We start from the raw sequence: 17,858 nt of genomic DNA, 5'->3' as shown, positions 1-17,858 counted from the left end.
CTGTCTAGTTATTAATCATTAATTTATTTAGATACCAATTAGGCTTTTGGTTTTGTATGGAATTACATAGATCTTGTGTGAACTCATAAGCAAACAAACCTCTATCTAAGAAACTATCTATATAACTTGACTTGTTAGCACCTGTTATTAAATTATAAAGGTTCCACAAGTTTATTGCCCCATTCTCTTGCCTAGAGAAATCTCTACAATTAAAATAATCCCTAATAATGGTATTAATTTGGTTATCATTAATAGCAAGAGGAAAAGTAGTTTGTTGTTCCTCTCTAGGTAGATGCTGATACATTTTTAGCTTACCAACTAGATGCGCAAATTGTTCATTGTTTAATTCAAACTTAGACATCATTTCTAGAGTTCCAAGTTGCTTTTCTTTATTCCATTGAAGAGATAAATTATTTATAGTTTCCTCCAATTCTAGTATTGAACCAATGCGTATATCATTAGCATAACCATCTGTACTTACACATAGATTTGTGCATACTTTGTTTTGAAACCCAATAAAGACTTTGAATTTTTCAAGGCTTTTCTTAGCATATAAGTTTTCATGAGATAAAGAACGTACACCACCAATAGTTAAGTTTAATTTATTGCCATTTACCATTTCACTAATTTGTGGTATCTCTATTACAAATGCACAACGCTCATAATAAATGGTTTTTTCATGTTCTTGGAGTTCTTTAGCAGGCTTACCTACTGCACTAGGGATTCTCCCTTTTACAATATGTGATACTCTTACTTCAGGAGGATTTAATATGGCATCAGGAAATAGTTTTTGTGCAACTTCTACAGTTTTATTAATAAACTCGTAGTGGCTTATCGTAGATTCATTGTCCTTACTAAAGACTGGTATGATACAATCTTTTTTTAAATGATCTAGAGTAACAGGGATAGTATTAGCTTCAATAAAGTGTGAAGCATTCTTAATGACATCGTAGTCGTTAATGATTTGGTTGGGCTGTTGTATTTGATTCAGTAGTTCCATTGTTTATTATTTTATTATCTGTTATTACTTGGTTAGTTACATTTTCTAATTCTGCTTTCTTTTTAACTATTAAAGGATATATAAAATCTTTTATAGAATTATATTTTGAATATATATGTCTTAGTCCTTCTAATGTGGTACAAGAATTAACTTCTAGGGTTGCTTCCTTTTTTAAGGAGCTTGATTGACACCATTCTATTAATTTACGCCCAGTTGCACTATTAATTACAAATTCTGGTTTACCTACAAATAACCCTGTTCTATCTTTTGAAGGCATTGCCATGTGCTGGTTATTTATAAGCTCAAAATTCAAGGTCAATTCGTATTCATAGCCATCACGAGTAATTTCTTTAGTTCCGTGTTTAATTACTTTAGTTTTACCATTACTACCCACATCCATTGAATAATCAGTTTTTCGTCTAGTAGTAGTAATAATGTGACAACTAGAACTTAATATGGCATTAATAAACTCTTGATGTCTAGGTCCTAATTTTGCCCAGTCTTGGAAGCGACCACCCATTTTATCATGGATTTCTAGACAGCCTCCAGAGCCATTCCATTCATGGCTAATACTATCAATGATAATCACCTCTATAGAGGCATTTTCACAGGTTTTAATGGCTTCAATATATCTTTCTGGAGCATAAGGTTCATTTAGCTGTAAAACCCCATATACGCCTAGATGAGCGTATAAATTAGCACTACAATTTTCTGTGTCTATGACTGCTATTTTTGACCAATCATTAGTCATTCCATAAGCCATAAGCAATGCTGAATATGTTTTACCAAATCCACTAGCTCCACTTAGACCAATTCTTAATTTGACTTCAGTACGTTTTGCTTGTATTAATTTCATTTTATTTTGATTTAATTTGGTTATTGAATAAAAAAAAGAGCCTCCAAATGGAAGCTCTATGACGTATTATTTAATTTTTTTAGTGTCCTTGACCACATGGTCTTTTAACACCTGTAGATTTTCATCTACATACTCCCATTTATGGGAAAGTTCAATAGTTTCTTCTGTGTCCTGTATAGTATATTTGTAAGGATCACATTCAATTCTTTTAATAACACCTGGAAACTGTGTTCCAATAGCTGATTTACAAGTCTGTTCCCCAAATGTAGTTGGTACAGTTGCATTTCTTACTGTGAAATAAGTTCTACCTGTTTTTTGACTTAATACTGGCTCTATACCTCCTTCTAGGATTAATGCATAGAATTTTTCACCATCATCTTTTGTAATGGTTTTGTAGTTTTTAATAGTTACCATCTTTTAAAGTTTTTAAATTAATAAATGTACGGGGGGGATGTCCCAATTCTCTAAGATGGTGCGGGTGATGTAGGGATTATTTGGCTTTTACAGGGATGGTAAATTTTTTATTCTATTCTTCTATAGTACCTAACAAAAATAGTATCGTCATCACAATTATTATTAGAGCAACTTTTTCTGGCAATGAAATAATCATTAGTCATATTATAAACTAACTTGTACAGCCAAGTATCTTCAGGTTCCCATCCTGAAAAATATAATTTATTCCCTTCAAAATAATACTCTTTTGTGTATTCTTCTCCCCATTCATGAACAAAAACTGTTTGATCAGCTCTAAATAAAAATGTAGTTTCTTCAGATAATATTGTATAGTCATCCGTGTTATCTGGGTCTGATTCAGGAAGACCAATATAGTCTTCATAATTTTGCTTAGGAGCACCGTGCCATTGATATTCAACAATCCATTTACCTTGAATCATTTCACTGTAATTGCTATTATTAGCATTGTTGTCATCGTTGTTGTCATCATTGTTTGAACAATTAAAAAACAAAGTTGAAATTGTTATAAATATTAAATAAAGTGTTCTATTAACTATCATGTTTTTAGTTGTTTGATTAATAATAATTATATAAAGTTAGTGAAATAATTTCTATTGCGGTCTTTAGTCCGCGCAATTCATTGTGAGAACTTATTCCTTTGTGATATGGTTGATATCAACAAAAAAATTTGTAATTACATAGCTTCAGAATGGGTTATTAAGAGCAAATCCAATAGAAGTTTTGCTATTGACCATAATTTAGATGAAAAGACCGTAAGAAAAATTCTTCAAAAGGACGGTTATAGGATGCCTGTTAAAACACTCCAAAAGATTTGTGTAGCTAAAGAGATTAAGATATCAGATTTTTTTCTGCTTATAAAGCAATAATCTATTTCAGGTTAAATTTAGTAGAATACTTATTTAAACTATCTCCACATTTAAAACTCTGTATATCTACAATAGCATTCTTCTTACTATCATAGTAGACTTCAACAAAGAATTTATCATATTAAGGATATCAGGTCTAAGGACTCTTTCACTAGAAGCATAAAAACTATTACAATCTACAGATATTATACATATAATTGTAATTGACATTTAAACTTTTCATTATTGGAAGTTGAATATATTAATAATTTTTCAACTTTTCCATTTGTTCAGATACACTCCTTTGAATTATCTCACCATAACTATCTTGTGTAGTCTGTATCTTAGAATGTCCTAATAACTTACTTACAATCTCAATAGGAACATTATTATAAAGCAATACAGTAGTAGCAAATGTCTTTCTAGCTATGTGATGCGTTAAGTTAAACTCTATACCAACTACATTAGCTATTTCCTTTAAATAAGCATTGAATTTTGGGTTAGACATTCTAGGAAATACATATTCAGAATCTTCATTTATATACACTTCCATTATCTCTTTTGCTTTAGGAAGTAATGGCACTTTATAGAATCCATTAGTTTTATTTCTTAACACATGAATCCATAGATTACCATCAAATTCTGTAACAATATTAGACTTCTTTAAATTACTCATTTCACTAAACCCTAATCCAGTGTAACAGCAGAAAACAAACATGTCTTTTATCTGTTGTATTCTATTGATTTCAAAATTGGTTTGTTCTAGTTTTTTAAGTTCCTCTGGAGACAGAAACAATATCTTTTTTTTAACCGTTTTAGGCTTATACATAATGAAAGGGTCTTTAGCTAAATAGTCTTCAGATAAAGCGTATTTAATCACTCTCCTAAACCTCTGTATCGCCTTGTTTAAGGTGCTCTGCTGGAACTTCTTCTCTGTTTTAAGGAAATACTCATAATGGGTTACAAAACTGCTTCTAAGAGTCTTTAATTTGATGTCATTTGACTTGAATTTATACTTAATAAAACTCTTTAAATGCCTGCCAGATTCTACATACTTATCATAGGTTACCTGCTTAATATCTATACCAATTAATTTCTTGATTCTTAACAGATATAAGTTGTAAACTTCTACTACTCCATAATCCTTTTTTAGAGGTTTACCTTTGTATTGTAGGTAGATATCATTCACATCATATTCTACTTCATTAACTTGTAGAAATAAAAAAGCCTGATGAAGTTTAGTTCTTATCAGGCTCAATTGTGTATTGGTTAGTTCTGCATCTGGTTCAGATAGTTTTACAAGTTGTAGTTTACTGTTCCAATTTGATGGATTTACAGTAATGCCGCTTGAAAATTCTTTACGTTGTTTATTGTATGTTATTCTGCATTTAATTACAGACTTGTCTTTTGTATTAAGTCTATATTTAGACACGACAAACAACACGTGTATTACACTGTTATTCATAATTTTATGTTTTTAAATTACTAATTGATTTTTTAAAAGGTGCGCATTTTAGAGAAGTGAATTGACACCGTATTGGACACCTTTTAAGGTGTGAAAACTAGATATATTGACTATTTAGAAATAGTCCTAAAACAAAAAAGCATCCCAATTTTCAAACTCTTTAGCCAAGGCCATCAAGTACTGAAGAAAGGAAAGCTTTCCATTGGATAAAGCTGAAAAAATCAACTTTACTACCATTGACAGACTACTACACCTGTCAAAACAACACAACTAATTTTTATCGCTAAAAAAAGCTCCAACTTCTTGGAGCTTGAGCAATATTTGCGGTCTGGACGGGACTCGAACCCGCGACCTTCGCCGTGACAGGGCGACATTCTAACCAACTGAACTACCAGACCGTTGCTTTATTGCGAGGGCAAATATACATTGCAATTTTAACTTCACAAATATTTTTTGAAGTTTTTTTTGTTTTTTTCCCTTAACCAAACTTTTGACGCTCTACCATATATGTTGTTAAGATGTTATCAAATTTTTTATTGATGTCTGCTTCCACATATTTTATCCGATACTGTCCACACTTTAATTTTATGGCTTCAAAATAGGTTCTTACAGCTTCCTTATAGTTGTCTCTAATGTTTTCGGCATAAAGGTTAATATGCTCTCCTGTTTCTACATCCACATAGCGCTTGGGTGAGTTATCAAAATCGAATAAAACTTCTTTCTCTTTATCGAATACATGAAACAAAACCACTTCGTGTTTGTTATATTTTAAATGACGTAAAGCTTCAAATAATTTTTCTTGATCTACAGATGTTTGCAACATATCAGTAAAAAAGAAAATAAGAGAGCGTCTTTTAATTTTTTCAGCTATTTGGTGCAAAAAAGTATAGGTTTCTGTTTGTTTGTTTTCTGGTTTGCTAACCACCAGTTCGCTTAATTGGTGCAACAGCATTTGATGATGTCTTTCACTTCCTTTTTCTGGTGCGTAATAGGTATAACTATCGCTGTAAACACTCATGCCTATGGCATCTCTTTGTTTTTTTAAAATGTGCATTAACGATGCCGAGGCCAAAGCCGTAAAAGCGATTTTATTTAAATGGTCTATGGAAAACGTCCTTAATTCTGGATAGTGCATGGAACTGCTGTTGTCTATAATTAAGTGACAGCGCAAATTGGTCTCTTCGTCGTAACGTTTTGTGAATAATTTATCGGTTTTGGCATACAGTTTCCAGTCTATGTGTTTGGTGCTTTCGCCTTGATTATAAATCTTATGTTCGGCAAATTCTGCTGAAAACCCATGAAACGGACTTTTGTGCATGCCAGCAATAAAGCCTTCCACCACTTGTTTGGCAAGTAAGTCCAAATTTTTAAACCCGCCCGTTTTATTGAGTTCTTTTTGTAAGTCCATTAGCCCATCTGTCTCAAGAGACATCTTCCCATATTCCGACCGTGTTCAGTACAAGAAAGGAAGAATTCAACATTTTAAATTAGTTCATATGAATCTTCTAAACTAAAAAAGGTTTGCCGTTAAAGCAAACCTTTTATCTTTTCTTTTAGAAAGTAATTTTTATAAAAGTGAGTCGATTGCTTCAGTATAAGCACTTTTTTGTGCCACACCTACTTGGCGACCTACTACTTCTCCATTTTGAAACACCAATACAGTAGGAATGTTACGCACACCATATTTGGCAGCAAACTCTTGATTTGCATCTACATCTACCTTTCCTACCACAGCTTTACCCTCATATTCTTTACTGATTTCATCAATAATTGGTCCAACCATTCTACATGGTCCACACCAAGCTGCCCAAAAATCTACCATTACAGGCTTATCACTCTTTAAAACGGTTTCTTCAAACGTTGCATCTGTTATCTCTAATGCCATAATTTATAATTTAATATGTTCTACTTCTATTTATATTACAATATTAGTCAAAAATTTTGCCAAAGCTTACAACCTGACAATTTGTTTTGTTTATGTGTGTATTGGTTTCTGTTATTTTTTGGTGTTTTGGACGTTTTCTTAAATGCCGTAAGTATTAATCTTTCAGTATTAAAAACTTTAAATGTTTACAATCAAGCTATATTATTAAATGAAGTTTGTCAATTCAACTTATAAAAAACCCCATCCGATTCCAGTTCGTCCAATAGTTCTTGGGATATTTTTATTTTTTGTTTTCTACTTGGCATGTTCAATTTTATCTGCTCTTCGGTGTCGTAAATTATAAAATTCAACAAGTGATCGCCTTTATGCATGTTAAAAAGCTCTTTTAATCTGTTGACACGTGCTTCCTGTAAATCGGAAATCTGCAATTGTACAGACAATTTTTTGGCATAGGCGTCCATGACATCATGTAACAACTGGAAGTTGTTAAACTGAATTCTAGGTTCTGATTTATTCCCTGTATCTCTATTGATCCATCCTTCCCGAACAAACATTTTCACATATACAAAAGAATTTTTTAACAGAAAGTGCCTAAACTTTAGGTATTCTTCTCCAAAAATCCGAAACTCATGGCTATCTGTATAATCTTCAACGGTAAACAAGGCCCAGCCTTTTCCTTGTTTGCTCACACGATGCTGCACATCTGTAACCACACCTCCAAAAGTAAGTTCTCTATTTACAAATGGCTCTAAATCTTTTAACAAAGCCAAATTGGCATTGCAAAAGGTTTTCATTTCTATTCTAAAATCGTCTAATGGATGTCCAGAAATATAAATTCCAACTACTTCTTTTTCTTTTGCAAGTTTTTCCATGGTACCCCATTCTTCGCAAGGTGGTACCAAAGGTTCTGCTATTTGCACATCACTGGCTTCGCCAAACAAACTCACTTGGGCCGAATTTTCATTTTCTTGATGTTTGGCACCATATTTAATGGCCTTTTCGAGAAAAGTAATTCCGTCTCCATCATCATGAAAATATTGCGCTCTATGTGTGTCGCTAAAGCAATCAAAGCCTCCAGCCAAGGCTAGGTTTTCAAACGCTTTTTTATTGGCTGCCCTTAAGTCTATACGCTTGGCAAAATCAAAAATGGACTTGTAGTGACCATCTTTTTTTCGGTTTTCCACAATGGTTTTTACGGCTCCATGACCTACCCCTTTAATGGCTCCCATTCCAAAACGAACGGCATTGTTTTGGTTTACAGAAAATTTATAATAACTCTCGTTGATATCTGGCCCAAGAACATTTAATTTCATGCGTTTACATTCTTCCATGAAAAAGGTAACCTGTTTGATATCGTTCATGTTATTGGACAACACAGCTGCCATATATTCTGCTGGATAATGTGCTTTTAAATAGGCTGTTTGATAAGCTATCCAAGCGTAACAGGTGGAATGTGATTTATTGAATGCATAACTGGCAAATGCTTCCCAATCTTTCCAAATTTTCTCCAGTTTATTGGCATCATGACCTTTGGCTACGGCTTGTTCAATAAATTTTGGTTTCATCTTATCCAATACAGCTATTTGCTTTTTACCCATAGCCTTTCTCAACACATCAGCTTCACCTTTTGTGAAATCTGCCAGTTTTTGCGACAGCAACATTACCTGCTCTTGGTAGACTGTTATCCCATAGGTTTCTTTAAGATACTCTTCCATGGCTGGCAAATCGTAGTCTATTTCTTCTAAACCATGTTTACGTTTGGTAAAACTTGGTATATATTCCATAGGTCCTGGTCTATACAAAGCATTCATGGCTATTAAGTCTTCAAAAACGGTTGGTTTAAGTTCTTTTAAATGTTTTTGCATGCCAGGCGATTCGTATTGGAACACCCCAACGGTTTCACCTTTTTGAAAGAGCTCATATGTTTTTTCATCATCCAGAGGGAAGCTATCTGGATCCAGTTGGATATTGTGCTTGGCTTTTACAATTTTTACTGTATCCTTAATTAAAGTAAGTGTTTTTAAACCCAGAAAGTCCATTTTTAACAAACCTGCATCTTCCACCACAGAGTTGTCGAATTGTGTCACATACAAATCAGAGTCCTTGGCAGTTGCCACTGGCACAAACTTGGTAATATCATCTGGAGTGATAATTACACCACAAGCGTGAATTCCTGTATTTCTAACCGAACCTTCCAATGTTCTAGCCAAATTGACTGTTTCAGCTTCTAAATCTTCACCTTCTGAAATGTTTAAAAGCTGATTGACCTTTTCCAAGTCTTCAGATCGAAACATGTTTTTCAAGCTTTTTTCGTCCGCTCCAAAAATTTTGTGCAGTTTGGACATGGTAGGAATCAATTTGGCGATCCTATCAGCATCAAAAAGTGGCAAATCCAGTACTCTAGCTGTATCACGAATGGAAGATTTGGCTGCCATGGTACCATAAGTGATGATTTGGGCCACTTGATTGCTACCATATTTTTTGATAACATAATCCATGACGCGACTTCTGCCTTCATCATCAAAATCGATATCGATATCTGGCATACTGATACGATCCGGATTTAAAAAACGCTCAAAAAGCAAATCGTATTTTAAAGGGTCTATATTGGTTATCCATAAGCAATAAGCCACAACCGAACCTGCAGCCGAACCACGACCAGGACCTACAGAAACATCCATGTTTCTAGCTTCCCGAATAAAATCTTCCACAATTAAAAAATATCCTGGATAACCTGTGTTTTCAATAACTTCCAGTTCAAAATTCAACCTTTCTGTAATTTCATCGGTAAGTGTGCCATAACGTTTTTTGGCACCTTCAAAAGTTAAATGTCTTAGATATGCATTTTCCCCTCTTTTTCCTCCATCTTTGGCATCTTCGTCGTTTTTAAATTCGTCCGGAATATCAAAAGCAGGCAATAACACTTCCCTGGCCAGTTGGTAATGTTCTATTTTACCTACAACCTCTTGAATGTTTGAAATAGCTTCGGGCAGATCTTTAAAGAGATCCTTCATCTCTTTTGAAGACTTAAAGTAATATTCCTGATTTGGCAATCCGTAACGATAGCCACGACCGCGACCAATAGGTGTCGCCTGCTTTTCGCCATCTTTTACACACAGCAAAATATCATGCGCATTGGCATCTTCCTGCTTGGCGTAATAGGTGTTGTTGGTGGCAACCAACTTTACATTGTGCTTTTTGGACAATTCTATTAAAACAGCATTCACCCGATTTTCATCTTCTTGATTGTGACGCATAATTTCTATGTACAGATCGTCTCCAAATGCATCTTTCCACCAAAGCAAAGCTTCTTCTGCTTGATTTTCTCCTATGTTCAACACTTTGCTTGGCACTTCACCATATAAGTTTCCGGTGAGCACAATGAGGTCTTCCTTGTATTGAAGAATTAATTTTTTATCGATTCTGGGCACGTAATAAAATCCATCTGTATAGGCATGAGAAGATAATTTAGCCAAGTTGTGATAGCCTTTTTTGTTTTTGGCCAAAAGCACAATTTGATAACCATTGTCCTTTCTGGTTTTATCCAGATGGTCTTCGCAAACAAAAAATTCGCAACCAATAATAGGTTTTATTTCTTTTAAGCTTGGCGTCTTACCTGCTTCCAGAGCCTCTTTGTTTTTGGCCTGAACCGTTTTGTTATGGTTGGTCACTGCTTTTACAAAATGAAATGCTCCCATCATGTTTGCATGATCTGTTAAGGCAACAGCTGGCATATTGTGCTGGGCTGCAGCTGCTACCAATGCTGGAATGCTTATGGTGGATTGCAACACCGAAAACTGGGAATGGTTATGCAGGTGAACAAATTCTGCATCGGCAAGTTCTGAAATATTTTCTTTTATTTCGGCATCAGACAAACTGTCCTTTTGTTGCTCTTGTAAACGCTTATTTATTTTTGCACTCTCCTGTTTTAAGTTGATGTGCTTTAAACCAATAAGTTGAATTTCTTTAGGGTTGGCCTCTTTAAAATTCTTAAAATAATCTGGTTGAACATCCAGTTCTTCTTTGGTATATTCCTGTCTTCTTATCAGTTCCAAGAAGCAACGTGTGGTAGCTTCCACATCTGCAGTGGCATTATGTGCTTCTGCAAAGGGTTGGTTAAACAAATACTGGTGCAACTCGGTTAAGGTTGGGAGTTTAAACTTCCCGTAACGTCCTCCAGGAATTTGGCAAAGTGAGGCTGTATGTTCTGTACAGGTATCCAAAACCGGTAGCTCCTGTAAAGGGTTGACGATGTTTTCCCTAACAAATTCAGCTCCCATAATATTGAGATCAAATGACACATTTTGTCCAACCACAAACTTGGTTTTGGCCAATGCCTTATTGAATTTCTCCAAAACCTCAACCAAAGGCTTTCCTTGTTCTTGGGCCAATTCGGTAGAAATTCCATGGATTTTTTCGGCATCGTAAGGAATGTTGAAGCCATCGGGCTGAATCAAATAATCTTGATGCTCTAAACAATTTCCCATACCATCATGCAATTGCCACGCAATTTGTATGGCTCTTGGCCAATTATCTGTATCTGTAATTGGAGCATCCCAACGTTTAGGTAATCCTGTGGTTTCTGTATCAAAAATTAAATACATCTAATAAATGTTAAGTTGTTTTTGTATTTGGTCGTTAAACCGACTTTTGACCCACAAATTCACGAATAATAAAATACAAATCCCTGAATATATGGCTGATTTTCTTTAGATGAAAAGTTTTTAAAAATACAGATAATTATCGCTTTTTTAAAGGGAAGTTATAAACAGTTATAAACAAAAAAACGCAGTCTTAGAACTGCGTTTTTAAATTTTGTTTTAGAGGCTACAATTAATTATTATCTAGATAGTCTGGAACGCCATCACCATCGGTATCATCATTGGTTGGATCACCATCTCCATCAACATCCTCATTAATGGTTAAAATGCCATCACCATCATCATCATTGTCTAAATAATTTGGCACATCATTCATGTCTGTATCATCATTAGTAACGTCTCCATCTCCATCAACATCTTCATTCATTGTTAAAATTGAGTCTCCATCATCATCATCATCCAAGTAATTGGCAATGCCATCACCATCAGTATCATCATTTATTAAATTCCCATCTTGATCAAGATCTTCATTAATGGAAAGAATTCCATCATTGTCATCATCGTCACAATACAAGCCATCAATAATTCCTTGAAGGATTCCGGTATCGTCACCACACGCCACCTGTTGGTCCATCAAAGCATTTTTGTATGTGTTACATACAGTTGAATATTGTGAGTCTGTAGTGCTAGTTGTCTCATAAACCAATTGTGCATCTTCTGTTGCTGCCACAGCCTCGTCGCAAGACATTAAACCAGGGCCAGAGCTAAATGGAATTGGAATATTGTAAAAAATACCTTGACTGAAATTAACTGTTTGGGTTCCTGATGCCGAGTAAGCATTGAACCAAAACTTTCCAGAAATGGAATTATTGACTTGGTTAAACTCTGTTATTTCTATAATACCATCTGGCGGATACAGTTCAATGTCTTGATCTGGCAAGTTATTTGTGGAATACTCCTCTAGGTTGGACCCTATCAATGTAGCTATGTTTGAGTTGCTTTCTCCTAACAAATAAGTGCCAACAGAAAACGAAGAAACTTGTAAATTTATGGTTTCGTAATTATTGTGACCTGTAATAATGGACTTTCCGTTTTCATCAATATAAGCTCTATAAGACACAGCTTTCCAAGTAGTTCCATCCTTTTTACCTTGCATGGCTGGAGAGTTGAATTCCACTTCATCACCACAGCTTACCATGGCCAATATGGCAATTGCCAACACAAATAATTTTTTCATATTTTACTTTAATCATTAATATAAGAACTCAAAAATAAGATAAAAAAAAACAACCTATTAGTTTTTACATAAAAAGTTGAAAATTAAAAAATAATCGTATCTTTGCACCCTTATTAATAATCGAGGTCGCGAACCTCACTAATTAATTTATATGTCAGTTAAAATTAGATTACAAAGACACGGAAAAAAAGGGAAACCTTATTATTGGATCGTTGCTGCAGATGCTAGATCTAAAAGAGATGGTAAATACCTAGAAAAATTAGGCGCTTACAATCCAAACACAAATCCAGCAACCATTGAATTGGATGTTGATGGAGCTGTTAAATGGCTACAGAATGGTGCACAACCAACAGATACTGCTAAAGCTATTTTGTCTTACAAAGGCGCTTTGCTTAAAAACCATCTTGCTGGTGGCGTAAGAAAAGGGGCTTTAACCGAAGAGCAAGCAGAAGCTAAATTTGCTGCTTGGTTAGAAGAAAAAGCTGGAAAGGTAGATGCTAAATCACAAAATTTAGCAAAAGCTGAAGCTGAAGCAAAAGCGAAAGCATTAGAAGCTGAAAAAGCTGCCAACGAAGCTCGTATGGCTGCCAATGCACCTGTTGAAGAAGAAGCTGCAGAAGAAGTTGCTGAAGAAGCAACAGCAGAAGATGCTCCAGCTGTGGAAGCAGAAGCTACTAAAGAAGAAGAATAAAAACAGTTATTTTTTATACTTTTGAACCCAGACCTTAAAAGTCTGGGTTTTTTATTGCCTTAACCCGAAAAAAGGTATGGGCAACATTTCCCACGCCTGCCACTTAACAGGTAAGGAAATTAAAATTTCATGATTTTTTGAATTGAATTAAGACTCCCGTTTTCAAGGGAAATAAATATGAAAAAAGAAGATTGCTTTTACTTAGGTAAAATAGTATCCAAATATAGCTTTAAAGGAGAACTCCTTATAAAGCTTGATACAGACGAACCGGAATTATACGAAAACCTGGATGCCATGTTTATTGATTTACGCAATAACCTGGTGCCTTTTTTTATTGAATCGTCACAATTGCATAAATCCGATTTGTTGCGTGTTCGCTTTGAAGATGTCGATACAGAAGCCGATGCAGATGCCCTGATTAAATGTGACGTATATTTACCTTTGGAATTTTTACCTAAACTTGAAGGAGATAAATTTTATTTTCACGAAGTAATTGGTTTTAAGGTAGAAGATATCAACCATGGAACCGTTGGAACCATTGTGTCCATTAACGATTCCACAGCTCAAGCCCTTTTTGAAATTGACAGGGATGGCATTGAAATTTTAATCCCAATGAATGATGAGTTCATCCATAAAATTGACAGAGCAAACAAAACCGTTTTTGTAGAAACTCCAGAAGGGCTTATTGAACTTTATATTCAATAAATTCCAAACCTTGCTATTATGGATTCTGAGAAAATTCATGATGTCGAGTATCGTAGATTGAAAAAACCTATAAAATATTATCTGCTATTTTTAACAAACCATAATCCTTTTTAGTGTATTTATGGACAAGCCATTCAAATTTAAACAATTCAGTGTGAACCAAAACCGTTGTGCCATGAAAATCGGTACAGACAGTGTGTTACTTGGCGCATGGGCCTCTATTGAAAAACAACCATTTTCTATTCTAGACATTGGGTCTGGAACTGGTGTTTTGGCCCTGATGTTGGCCCAAAGGAGTTCAGCAGAAGTAATTGATGCGCTTGAAATAGACGCGAGTGCTTTTGAACAATGTGTTGAAAATTTTGAAAATTCGCCTTGGGCTGATAGACTTTTTTGTTATCATGCCTCTCTCAAAGAATTTGTTACTGAAATAGATGATACATACAATCTGATTGTATCTAATCCTCCGTTTTATTCAGAAGATTATAAAACCGAAAACACTCAAAGGGATTTGGCGCGATTTTCTGTAGCCTTACCATTTAACCATCTATTGGAAAGTGCTTCAAAACTACTATCCCAAGACGGTTTGTTTTCTGTAATTATTCCGTTCAAGGAAGAAGAACCGTTTATCGCTTTGGCTTCAAAAGTAAAATTGTTCCCAACTAGGATTTTACATGTCAAGGGCTCGTCCACTTCCGAAACTAAAAGGAGCCTCCTGGAATTTTCATTCCACAAAACCAAAACAGACATTACAGAACTTACCATTGAAACTGCAAGACATCAATACACCACAGACTATATAAATTTGACTAAAGATTTCTATCTAAAAATGTAGCATTTTGTTACATTTGCTATTCTAACAAAACGATATAACAATGAAGCCTGATTTATTTGAAGCTCCTGATTATTACAATCTAGACGAATTATTATCCGACGAACATAAATTGGTGCGCGATGCTGCCAGGGAATGGGTAAAGCGCGACGTATCTCCAATTATTGAAGAGTACGCTCAAAAAGCAGAATTTCCAGAACAAATTATTGGTGGCCTTGCAGAAATTGGGGCTTTTGGACCTTATATTCCTCATGAATATGGAGGAGCAGGATTAGACCAAATTTCTTATGGTTTAATCATGCAGGAAATTGAACGTGGCGACTCTGGTGTAAGAAGTACAGCTTCTGTTCAGTCGTCTTTAGTCATGTATCCTATTTGGAAATATGGAACTGAAGCACAACGTCAAAAATACTTGCCAAAATTAGCTTCAGGTGAATGGATGGGCTGCTTTGGACTTACAGAACCTGATCATGGTTCCAATCCTGGAGGTATGGTAACCAATTTTAAAGACAAAGGAGACCACTATCTTTTAAATGGTGCCAAAATGTGGATAAGCAATGCGCCATTTGCTCAAGTGGCTGTTGTTTGGGCAAAAGATGAGTCTGGTAGAATTCACGGACTAATTGTTGAACGTGGCATGGAAGGTTTTACCACACCAGAAACACATAATAAATGGTCTTTAAGGGCTTCAGCAACTGGTGAGCTTATTTTTGATAACGTAAAAGTGCCCAAAGAGAATCTTTTACCTAACAAATCTGGACTGGGAGCGCCACTTGGATGCTTGGATTCTGCCAGATATGGCATAGCTTGGGGAGCCATTGGCGCTGCCATGGATTGTTATGACACGGCCTTACGCTACAGCAAGGAACGCATGCAATTTGGCAAACCTATTGGACAGTTCCAATTACAGCAAAAAAAACTGGCAGAAATGATTACCGAAATCACCAAAGCCCAATTATTAACCTGGCGACTTGGCGTATTGCGCAATGAAGATAAAGCCACTTCTGCACAAATATCCATGGCGAAACGCAATAATGTGGATATGGCCATAAACATAGCCCGTGAGGCCAGACAAATGCTAGGAGGTATGGGAATTACTGGTGAATATTCAATCATGAGACATTCCATGAACCTGGAAAGTGTGATTACCTACGAAGGAACCCATGATATTCATTTATTGATAACCGGTTTGGATATTACTGGCTTAAACGCTTTTAAATAAAGCCTGAGGCTTATTTAATTATTTCACTCGAACAGAATCTGTGTGAAATTAAATAATAACTAAATGCTTCTCTAATTTGAGAAGCATTTTTTTATTGAAATTTGTTTACATTTACTTTATGTGGTCATCCAAAAAACGATTAGATAGAGCCTATAAAAACGCTAAAGTCATCCCTTTTGACGACTCTAGCAAGTTTATTTTGTTTAGCGATTGCCATCGAGGGGACAATAGTTTTGCAGATGATTTTGCCAACAACCGGAACATTTATTTTCATGCCTTAAAGCATTATTATGCTGAAGGATTTCAGTATTGTGAATTAGGTGATGGCGACGAGCTTTGGGAAAACTTATCTTTTCAGCCCATTTTTGAGGCCCATAAAAATGTGTATTTGGTCATGAAACTTTTTCATGAGCAAGAAAGACTACATCTAATTTGGGGAAACCATGATATGGTATACCAAAACCCTGAATATGTAAAAAAACACCTATCTACTTATTTCGATCCAAAATTGGAAAAAGAAGTTGATTTGTTTTGCAACGCTTCATATCACGAAGGCATTGTTTTAAAACACAAAAACACACAACAAGAAGTGTTTTTAACCCATGGACACCAAGCAGATTGGTGGAATTATACCTTTTGGAAATTAAGTCGTTTTATGGTTCGTGTACTTTGGAAACCATTGAACGTTATGGGTATTGCAGACCCAACTAGTCCTGCAAAAAACTACAAAGAACTGATTAAAGTGGAACGAAGGACCAAAAAATGGATTATTGAAAACAACAATATCCTTACTGTTGTGGGACACACTCACAGGCCTCGCTTTCCCAATCCTGGAGACATTGCTTTTTTTAACGATGGCAGTTGTGTACACCCTAGAAGCATTACAGGAATAGAGATTGAGAATGGTGAAATTTCTTTAATAAAATGGTATATAGACACCACTGAAAATGGAACCCTTCAAATAGTTAGGGTTTTGCTGGAAGGACCTAGAAAGTTGATGGACTATAAAACGGAATAAGTAAGCGCCATGATATTGAAGGAGCAACAACTTAAAGAATGTTTTTGTATTAGTTTCTTTTAGTGCTAGAGTTGAAATGTTTTAATAAGCAACAAGATAAGCTTTAAGATTCAGGAGCCAATTCCACCTCCAAGCCTTCCATGTCTGGAGTTATTGGAATCTGACATCCCAAACGGGAATTTTCTTTTACATAAAACGCTTCGCTCAACATGGCTTCTTCGTCGTCTTGCATTTCTGGAAGTTGGGTATCACTTAACACATAACATTGACAAGAAGCGCACATGGCCATGCCACCACATATACCTATGGTTCCTTCAGGAGCCAACTCGTAACTACGCACCACTTCCATAAGATTCATAGCCATATCCGTTGGCGCAACTATGTTATGGGAAACCCCTTCCCTGTCTATTATTTTAATGTTTACGTCTTGTTCCATTTTTTAAAAAAGATATGTCATTTCACTAATGTAGCATTCATCGATTAGTCTATAGCTTTTACTACAGCTTTTGGGGCTTCTTTTCTGGAACCATCAAATCCATCAATTCCACTTACAGTTGTGTATTTAAGCACATATTTTTTTCCAGGATTGATAATTTGATACGCAGCTTGGCACATTAATGTTGCCTCATGAAACCCACATAAAATCAGCTTTAATTTTCCAGGATAGGTATTGACATCACCAATAGCGAATATCCCTGGAATATTGGTTTGATAATCTAAGGCATTGTTCACTTTAATGGCATTTTTTTCAATCTCCAATCCCCAATTTGCAATGGGACCCAATTTTGGCGACAAACCAAACAGAGGGATGAAATGGTCACATTCCACTTCAAATTCTGTTGGAATGTGTTCTGCCTGACTTACCACAACAGCTTTTACATGACGGTCTCCCAAAATACCAGTAACTTCAGCTGGAGTTATTAAATTTATCTTTCCAAGATTTTTTAACTCTTGAACTTTTTCCACGGAATCCAAAGCGCCTCTAAATTCATTTCTTCTGTGTATTAAGGTCACTTCAGAAGCAACA

The 17,858-nt window shown here is 35.3% G+C and carries 16 protein-coding genes and 1 tRNA gene; 5 read left to right on the top strand and 12 right to left on the bottom strand.

The genetic code is table 11. The annotated features are described in order from the left end of the window. Nucleotides 1–4: 4 nt before the first annotated feature. The 10 genes from AACY93_RS07070 to AACY93_RS07025 all read right to left on the bottom strand — a co-directional run bounded on the left by AACY93_RS07070 (nucleotide 5) and on the right by AACY93_RS07025 (nucleotide 12,363). Nucleotides 5–1,000 (bottom strand): DUF3871 family protein, encoded by a 996-nt coding sequence (locus AACY93_RS07070; RefSeq protein WP_286827877.1) that lies wholly within the window; start codon nucleotides 998–1,000, stop codon nucleotides 5–7. Continuing rightward, nucleotides 957–1,856, bottom strand: coding sequence for an AAA family ATPase (locus tag AACY93_RS07065; RefSeq protein WP_286827876.1), 900 nt, complete (start codon nucleotides 1,854–1,856; stop codon nucleotides 957–959). The genes AACY93_RS07070 and AACY93_RS07065 overlap by 44 nt, the downstream gene beginning before the upstream one ends. Nucleotides 1,857–1,922: 66 nt before the next feature. After that, nucleotides 1,923–2,270: a hypothetical protein gene (locus AACY93_RS07060; protein ID WP_286827875.1), complete on the bottom strand. Its 348-nt coding sequence runs from the start codon at nucleotides 2,268–2,270 to the stop codon at nucleotides 1,923–1,925. 107 nt (nucleotides 2,271–2,377) lie between these two features. Continuing rightward, nucleotides 2,378–2,869: a hypothetical protein gene (locus tag AACY93_RS07055; protein WP_286827874.1), complete on the bottom strand. Its 492-nt coding sequence runs from the start codon at nucleotides 2,867–2,869 to the stop codon at nucleotides 2,378–2,380. 568 nt (nucleotides 2,870–3,437) lie between these two features. Further along, nucleotides 3,438–4,640: a site-specific integrase gene (locus tag AACY93_RS07050; protein ID WP_286827873.1), complete on the bottom strand. Its 1,203-nt coding sequence runs from the start codon at nucleotides 4,638–4,640 to the stop codon at nucleotides 3,438–3,440. A 324-nt stretch (nucleotides 4,641–4,964) separates the two neighbouring features. Then, nucleotides 4,965–5,038 (bottom strand) — tRNA-Asp (locus tag AACY93_RS07045). A gap of 80 nt (nucleotides 5,039–5,118) precedes the next feature. Beyond that, complete coding sequence (locus tag AACY93_RS07040; protein WP_286827887.1) at nucleotides 5,119–6,048, bottom strand: DUF58 domain-containing protein; 930 nt, start codon at nucleotides 6,046–6,048, stop codon at nucleotides 5,119–5,121. 159 nt (nucleotides 6,049–6,207) lie between these two features. Then, nucleotides 6,208–6,525 carry a thioredoxin gene (trxA, locus tag AACY93_RS07035; protein ID WP_007649058.1) on the bottom strand — a complete coding sequence of 106 codons (318 nt, stop codon included), beginning with the start codon at nucleotides 6,523–6,525 and terminating at the stop codon, nucleotides 6,208–6,210. Between the two features lie 218 nt (nucleotides 6,526–6,743). Further along, a complete protein-coding gene (gene dnaE / locus AACY93_RS07030; RefSeq protein WP_287006033.1) occupies nucleotides 6,744–11,129 on the bottom strand; it encodes a DNA polymerase III subunit alpha in 4,386 nt (1,461 codons plus the stop codon). A 229-nt stretch (nucleotides 11,130–11,358) separates the two neighbouring features. Next, nucleotides 11,359–12,363: a DUF6252 family protein gene (locus AACY93_RS07025; protein WP_286852856.1), complete on the bottom strand. Its 1,005-nt coding sequence runs from the start codon at nucleotides 12,361–12,363 to the stop codon at nucleotides 11,359–11,361. Nucleotides 12,364–12,514: 151 nt separating this feature from the next. Between AACY93_RS07025 and AACY93_RS07020 the strand changes: the two genes are divergently transcribed. The 5 genes from AACY93_RS07020 (at nucleotide 12,515) to AACY93_RS07000 (ending at nucleotide 16,831) form a co-directional block, all read left to right on the top strand. Next, on the top strand, nucleotides 12,515–13,054 hold the full coding sequence (locus AACY93_RS07020; protein WP_007649064.1) for a 30S ribosomal protein S16: 540 nt from the start codon (nucleotides 12,515–12,517) through the stop codon (nucleotides 13,052–13,054). A 177-nt stretch (nucleotides 13,055–13,231) separates the two neighbouring features. Further along, on the top strand, nucleotides 13,232–13,759 hold the full coding sequence (gene rimM, locus AACY93_RS07015) for a ribosome maturation factor RimM (RefSeq protein ID WP_286852857.1): 528 nt from the start codon (nucleotides 13,232–13,234) through the stop codon (nucleotides 13,757–13,759). Nucleotides 13,760–13,880: 121 nt separating this feature from the next. Next, nucleotides 13,881–14,594 carry a methyltransferase gene (locus tag AACY93_RS07010; RefSeq protein ID WP_286852858.1) on the top strand — a complete coding sequence of 238 codons (714 nt, stop codon included), beginning with the start codon at nucleotides 13,881–13,883 and terminating at the stop codon, nucleotides 14,592–14,594. A gap of 40 nt (nucleotides 14,595–14,634) precedes the next feature. Next, complete coding sequence (locus tag AACY93_RS07005; RefSeq protein WP_007649071.1) at nucleotides 14,635–15,813, top strand: acyl-CoA dehydrogenase family protein; 1,179 nt, start codon at nucleotides 14,635–14,637, stop codon at nucleotides 15,811–15,813. Nucleotides 15,814–15,931: 118 nt separating this feature from the next. Continuing rightward, nucleotides 15,932–16,831, top strand: coding sequence for a metallophosphoesterase family protein (locus tag AACY93_RS07000; protein ID WP_040491744.1), 900 nt, complete (start codon nucleotides 15,932–15,934; stop codon nucleotides 16,829–16,831). Nucleotides 16,832–16,934: 103 nt separating this feature from the next. On the opposite strand, the gene AACY93_RS06995 is transcribed toward AACY93_RS07000, so the two are convergent. Together AACY93_RS06995 and AACY93_RS06990 are read right to left on the bottom strand one after the other, a co-directional pair. Beyond that, nucleotides 16,935–17,267, bottom strand: a complete 333-nt coding sequence (locus AACY93_RS06995) for a 2Fe-2S iron-sulfur cluster-binding protein (RefSeq protein WP_007649078.1) — start codon at nucleotides 17,265–17,267, stop codon at nucleotides 16,935–16,937. A 44-nt stretch (nucleotides 17,268–17,311) separates the two neighbouring features. Then, on the bottom strand, nucleotides 17,312–17,858 hold a 547-nt coding region (locus tag AACY93_RS06990), incomplete at its 5' end, for an NAD(P)/FAD-dependent oxidoreductase (RefSeq protein WP_339611540.1).

Origin of the sequence: uncultured Xanthomarina sp. (assembly GCF_963971605.1) — a bacterium.
Taxonomy (GTDB): Bacteria; Bacteroidota; Bacteroidia; order Flavobacteriales; family Flavobacteriaceae; genus Xanthomarina; species Xanthomarina gelatinilytica.
This window is presented reverse-complemented; position numbering and strand designations above follow the sequence as displayed.

Bases quoted from the DNA above. Each gene is read 5' to 3' on its own strand.
- AACY93_RS07070 (WP_286827877.1), bottom strand. From the start codon at position 1,000: ATGGAACTACTGAATCAAATACAACAGCCCAACCAAATCATTAACGAC.
- AACY93_RS07065 (WP_286827876.1), bottom strand. From the start codon at position 1,856: ATGAAATTAATACAAGCAAAACGTACTGAAGTCAAATTAAGAATTGGT.
- AACY93_RS07060 (WP_286827875.1), bottom strand. From the start codon at position 2,270: ATGGTAACTATTAAAAACTACAAAACCATTACAAAAGATGATGGTGAA.
- AACY93_RS07055 (WP_286827874.1), bottom strand. From the start codon at position 2,869: ATGATAGTTAATAGAACACTTTATTTAATATTTATAACAATTTCAACT.
- AACY93_RS07050 (WP_286827873.1), bottom strand. From the start codon at position 4,640: ATGAATAACAGTGTAATACACGTGTTGTTTGTCGTGTCTAAATATAGA.
- AACY93_RS07040 (WP_286827887.1), bottom strand. From the start codon at position 6,048: ATGGACTTACAAAAAGAACTCAATAAAACGGGCGGGTTTAAAAATTTG.
- trxA (WP_007649058.1), bottom strand. From the start codon at position 6,525: ATGGCATTAGAGATAACAGATGCAACGTTTGAAGAAACCGTTTTAAAG.
- dnaE (WP_287006033.1), bottom strand. From the start codon at position 11,129: ATGTATTTAATTTTTGATACAGAAACCACAGGATTACCTAAACGTTGG.
- AACY93_RS07025 (WP_286852856.1), bottom strand. From the start codon at position 12,363: ATGAAAAAATTATTTGTGTTGGCAATTGCCATATTGGCCATGGTAAGC.
- AACY93_RS07020 (WP_007649064.1), top strand. From the start codon at position 12,515: ATGTCAGTTAAAATTAGATTACAAAGACACGGAAAAAAAGGGAAACCT.
- rimM (WP_286852857.1), top strand. From the start codon at position 13,232: ATGAAAAAAGAAGATTGCTTTTACTTAGGTAAAATAGTATCCAAATAT.
- AACY93_RS07010 (WP_286852858.1), top strand. From the start codon at position 13,881: ATGGACAAGCCATTCAAATTTAAACAATTCAGTGTGAACCAAAACCGT.
- AACY93_RS07005 (WP_007649071.1), top strand. From the start codon at position 14,635: ATGAAGCCTGATTTATTTGAAGCTCCTGATTATTACAATCTAGACGAA.
- AACY93_RS07000 (WP_040491744.1), top strand. From the start codon at position 15,932: ATGTGGTCATCCAAAAAACGATTAGATAGAGCCTATAAAAACGCTAAA.
- AACY93_RS06995 (WP_007649078.1), bottom strand. From the start codon at position 17,267: ATGGAACAAGACGTAAACATTAAAATAATAGACAGGGAAGGGGTTTCC.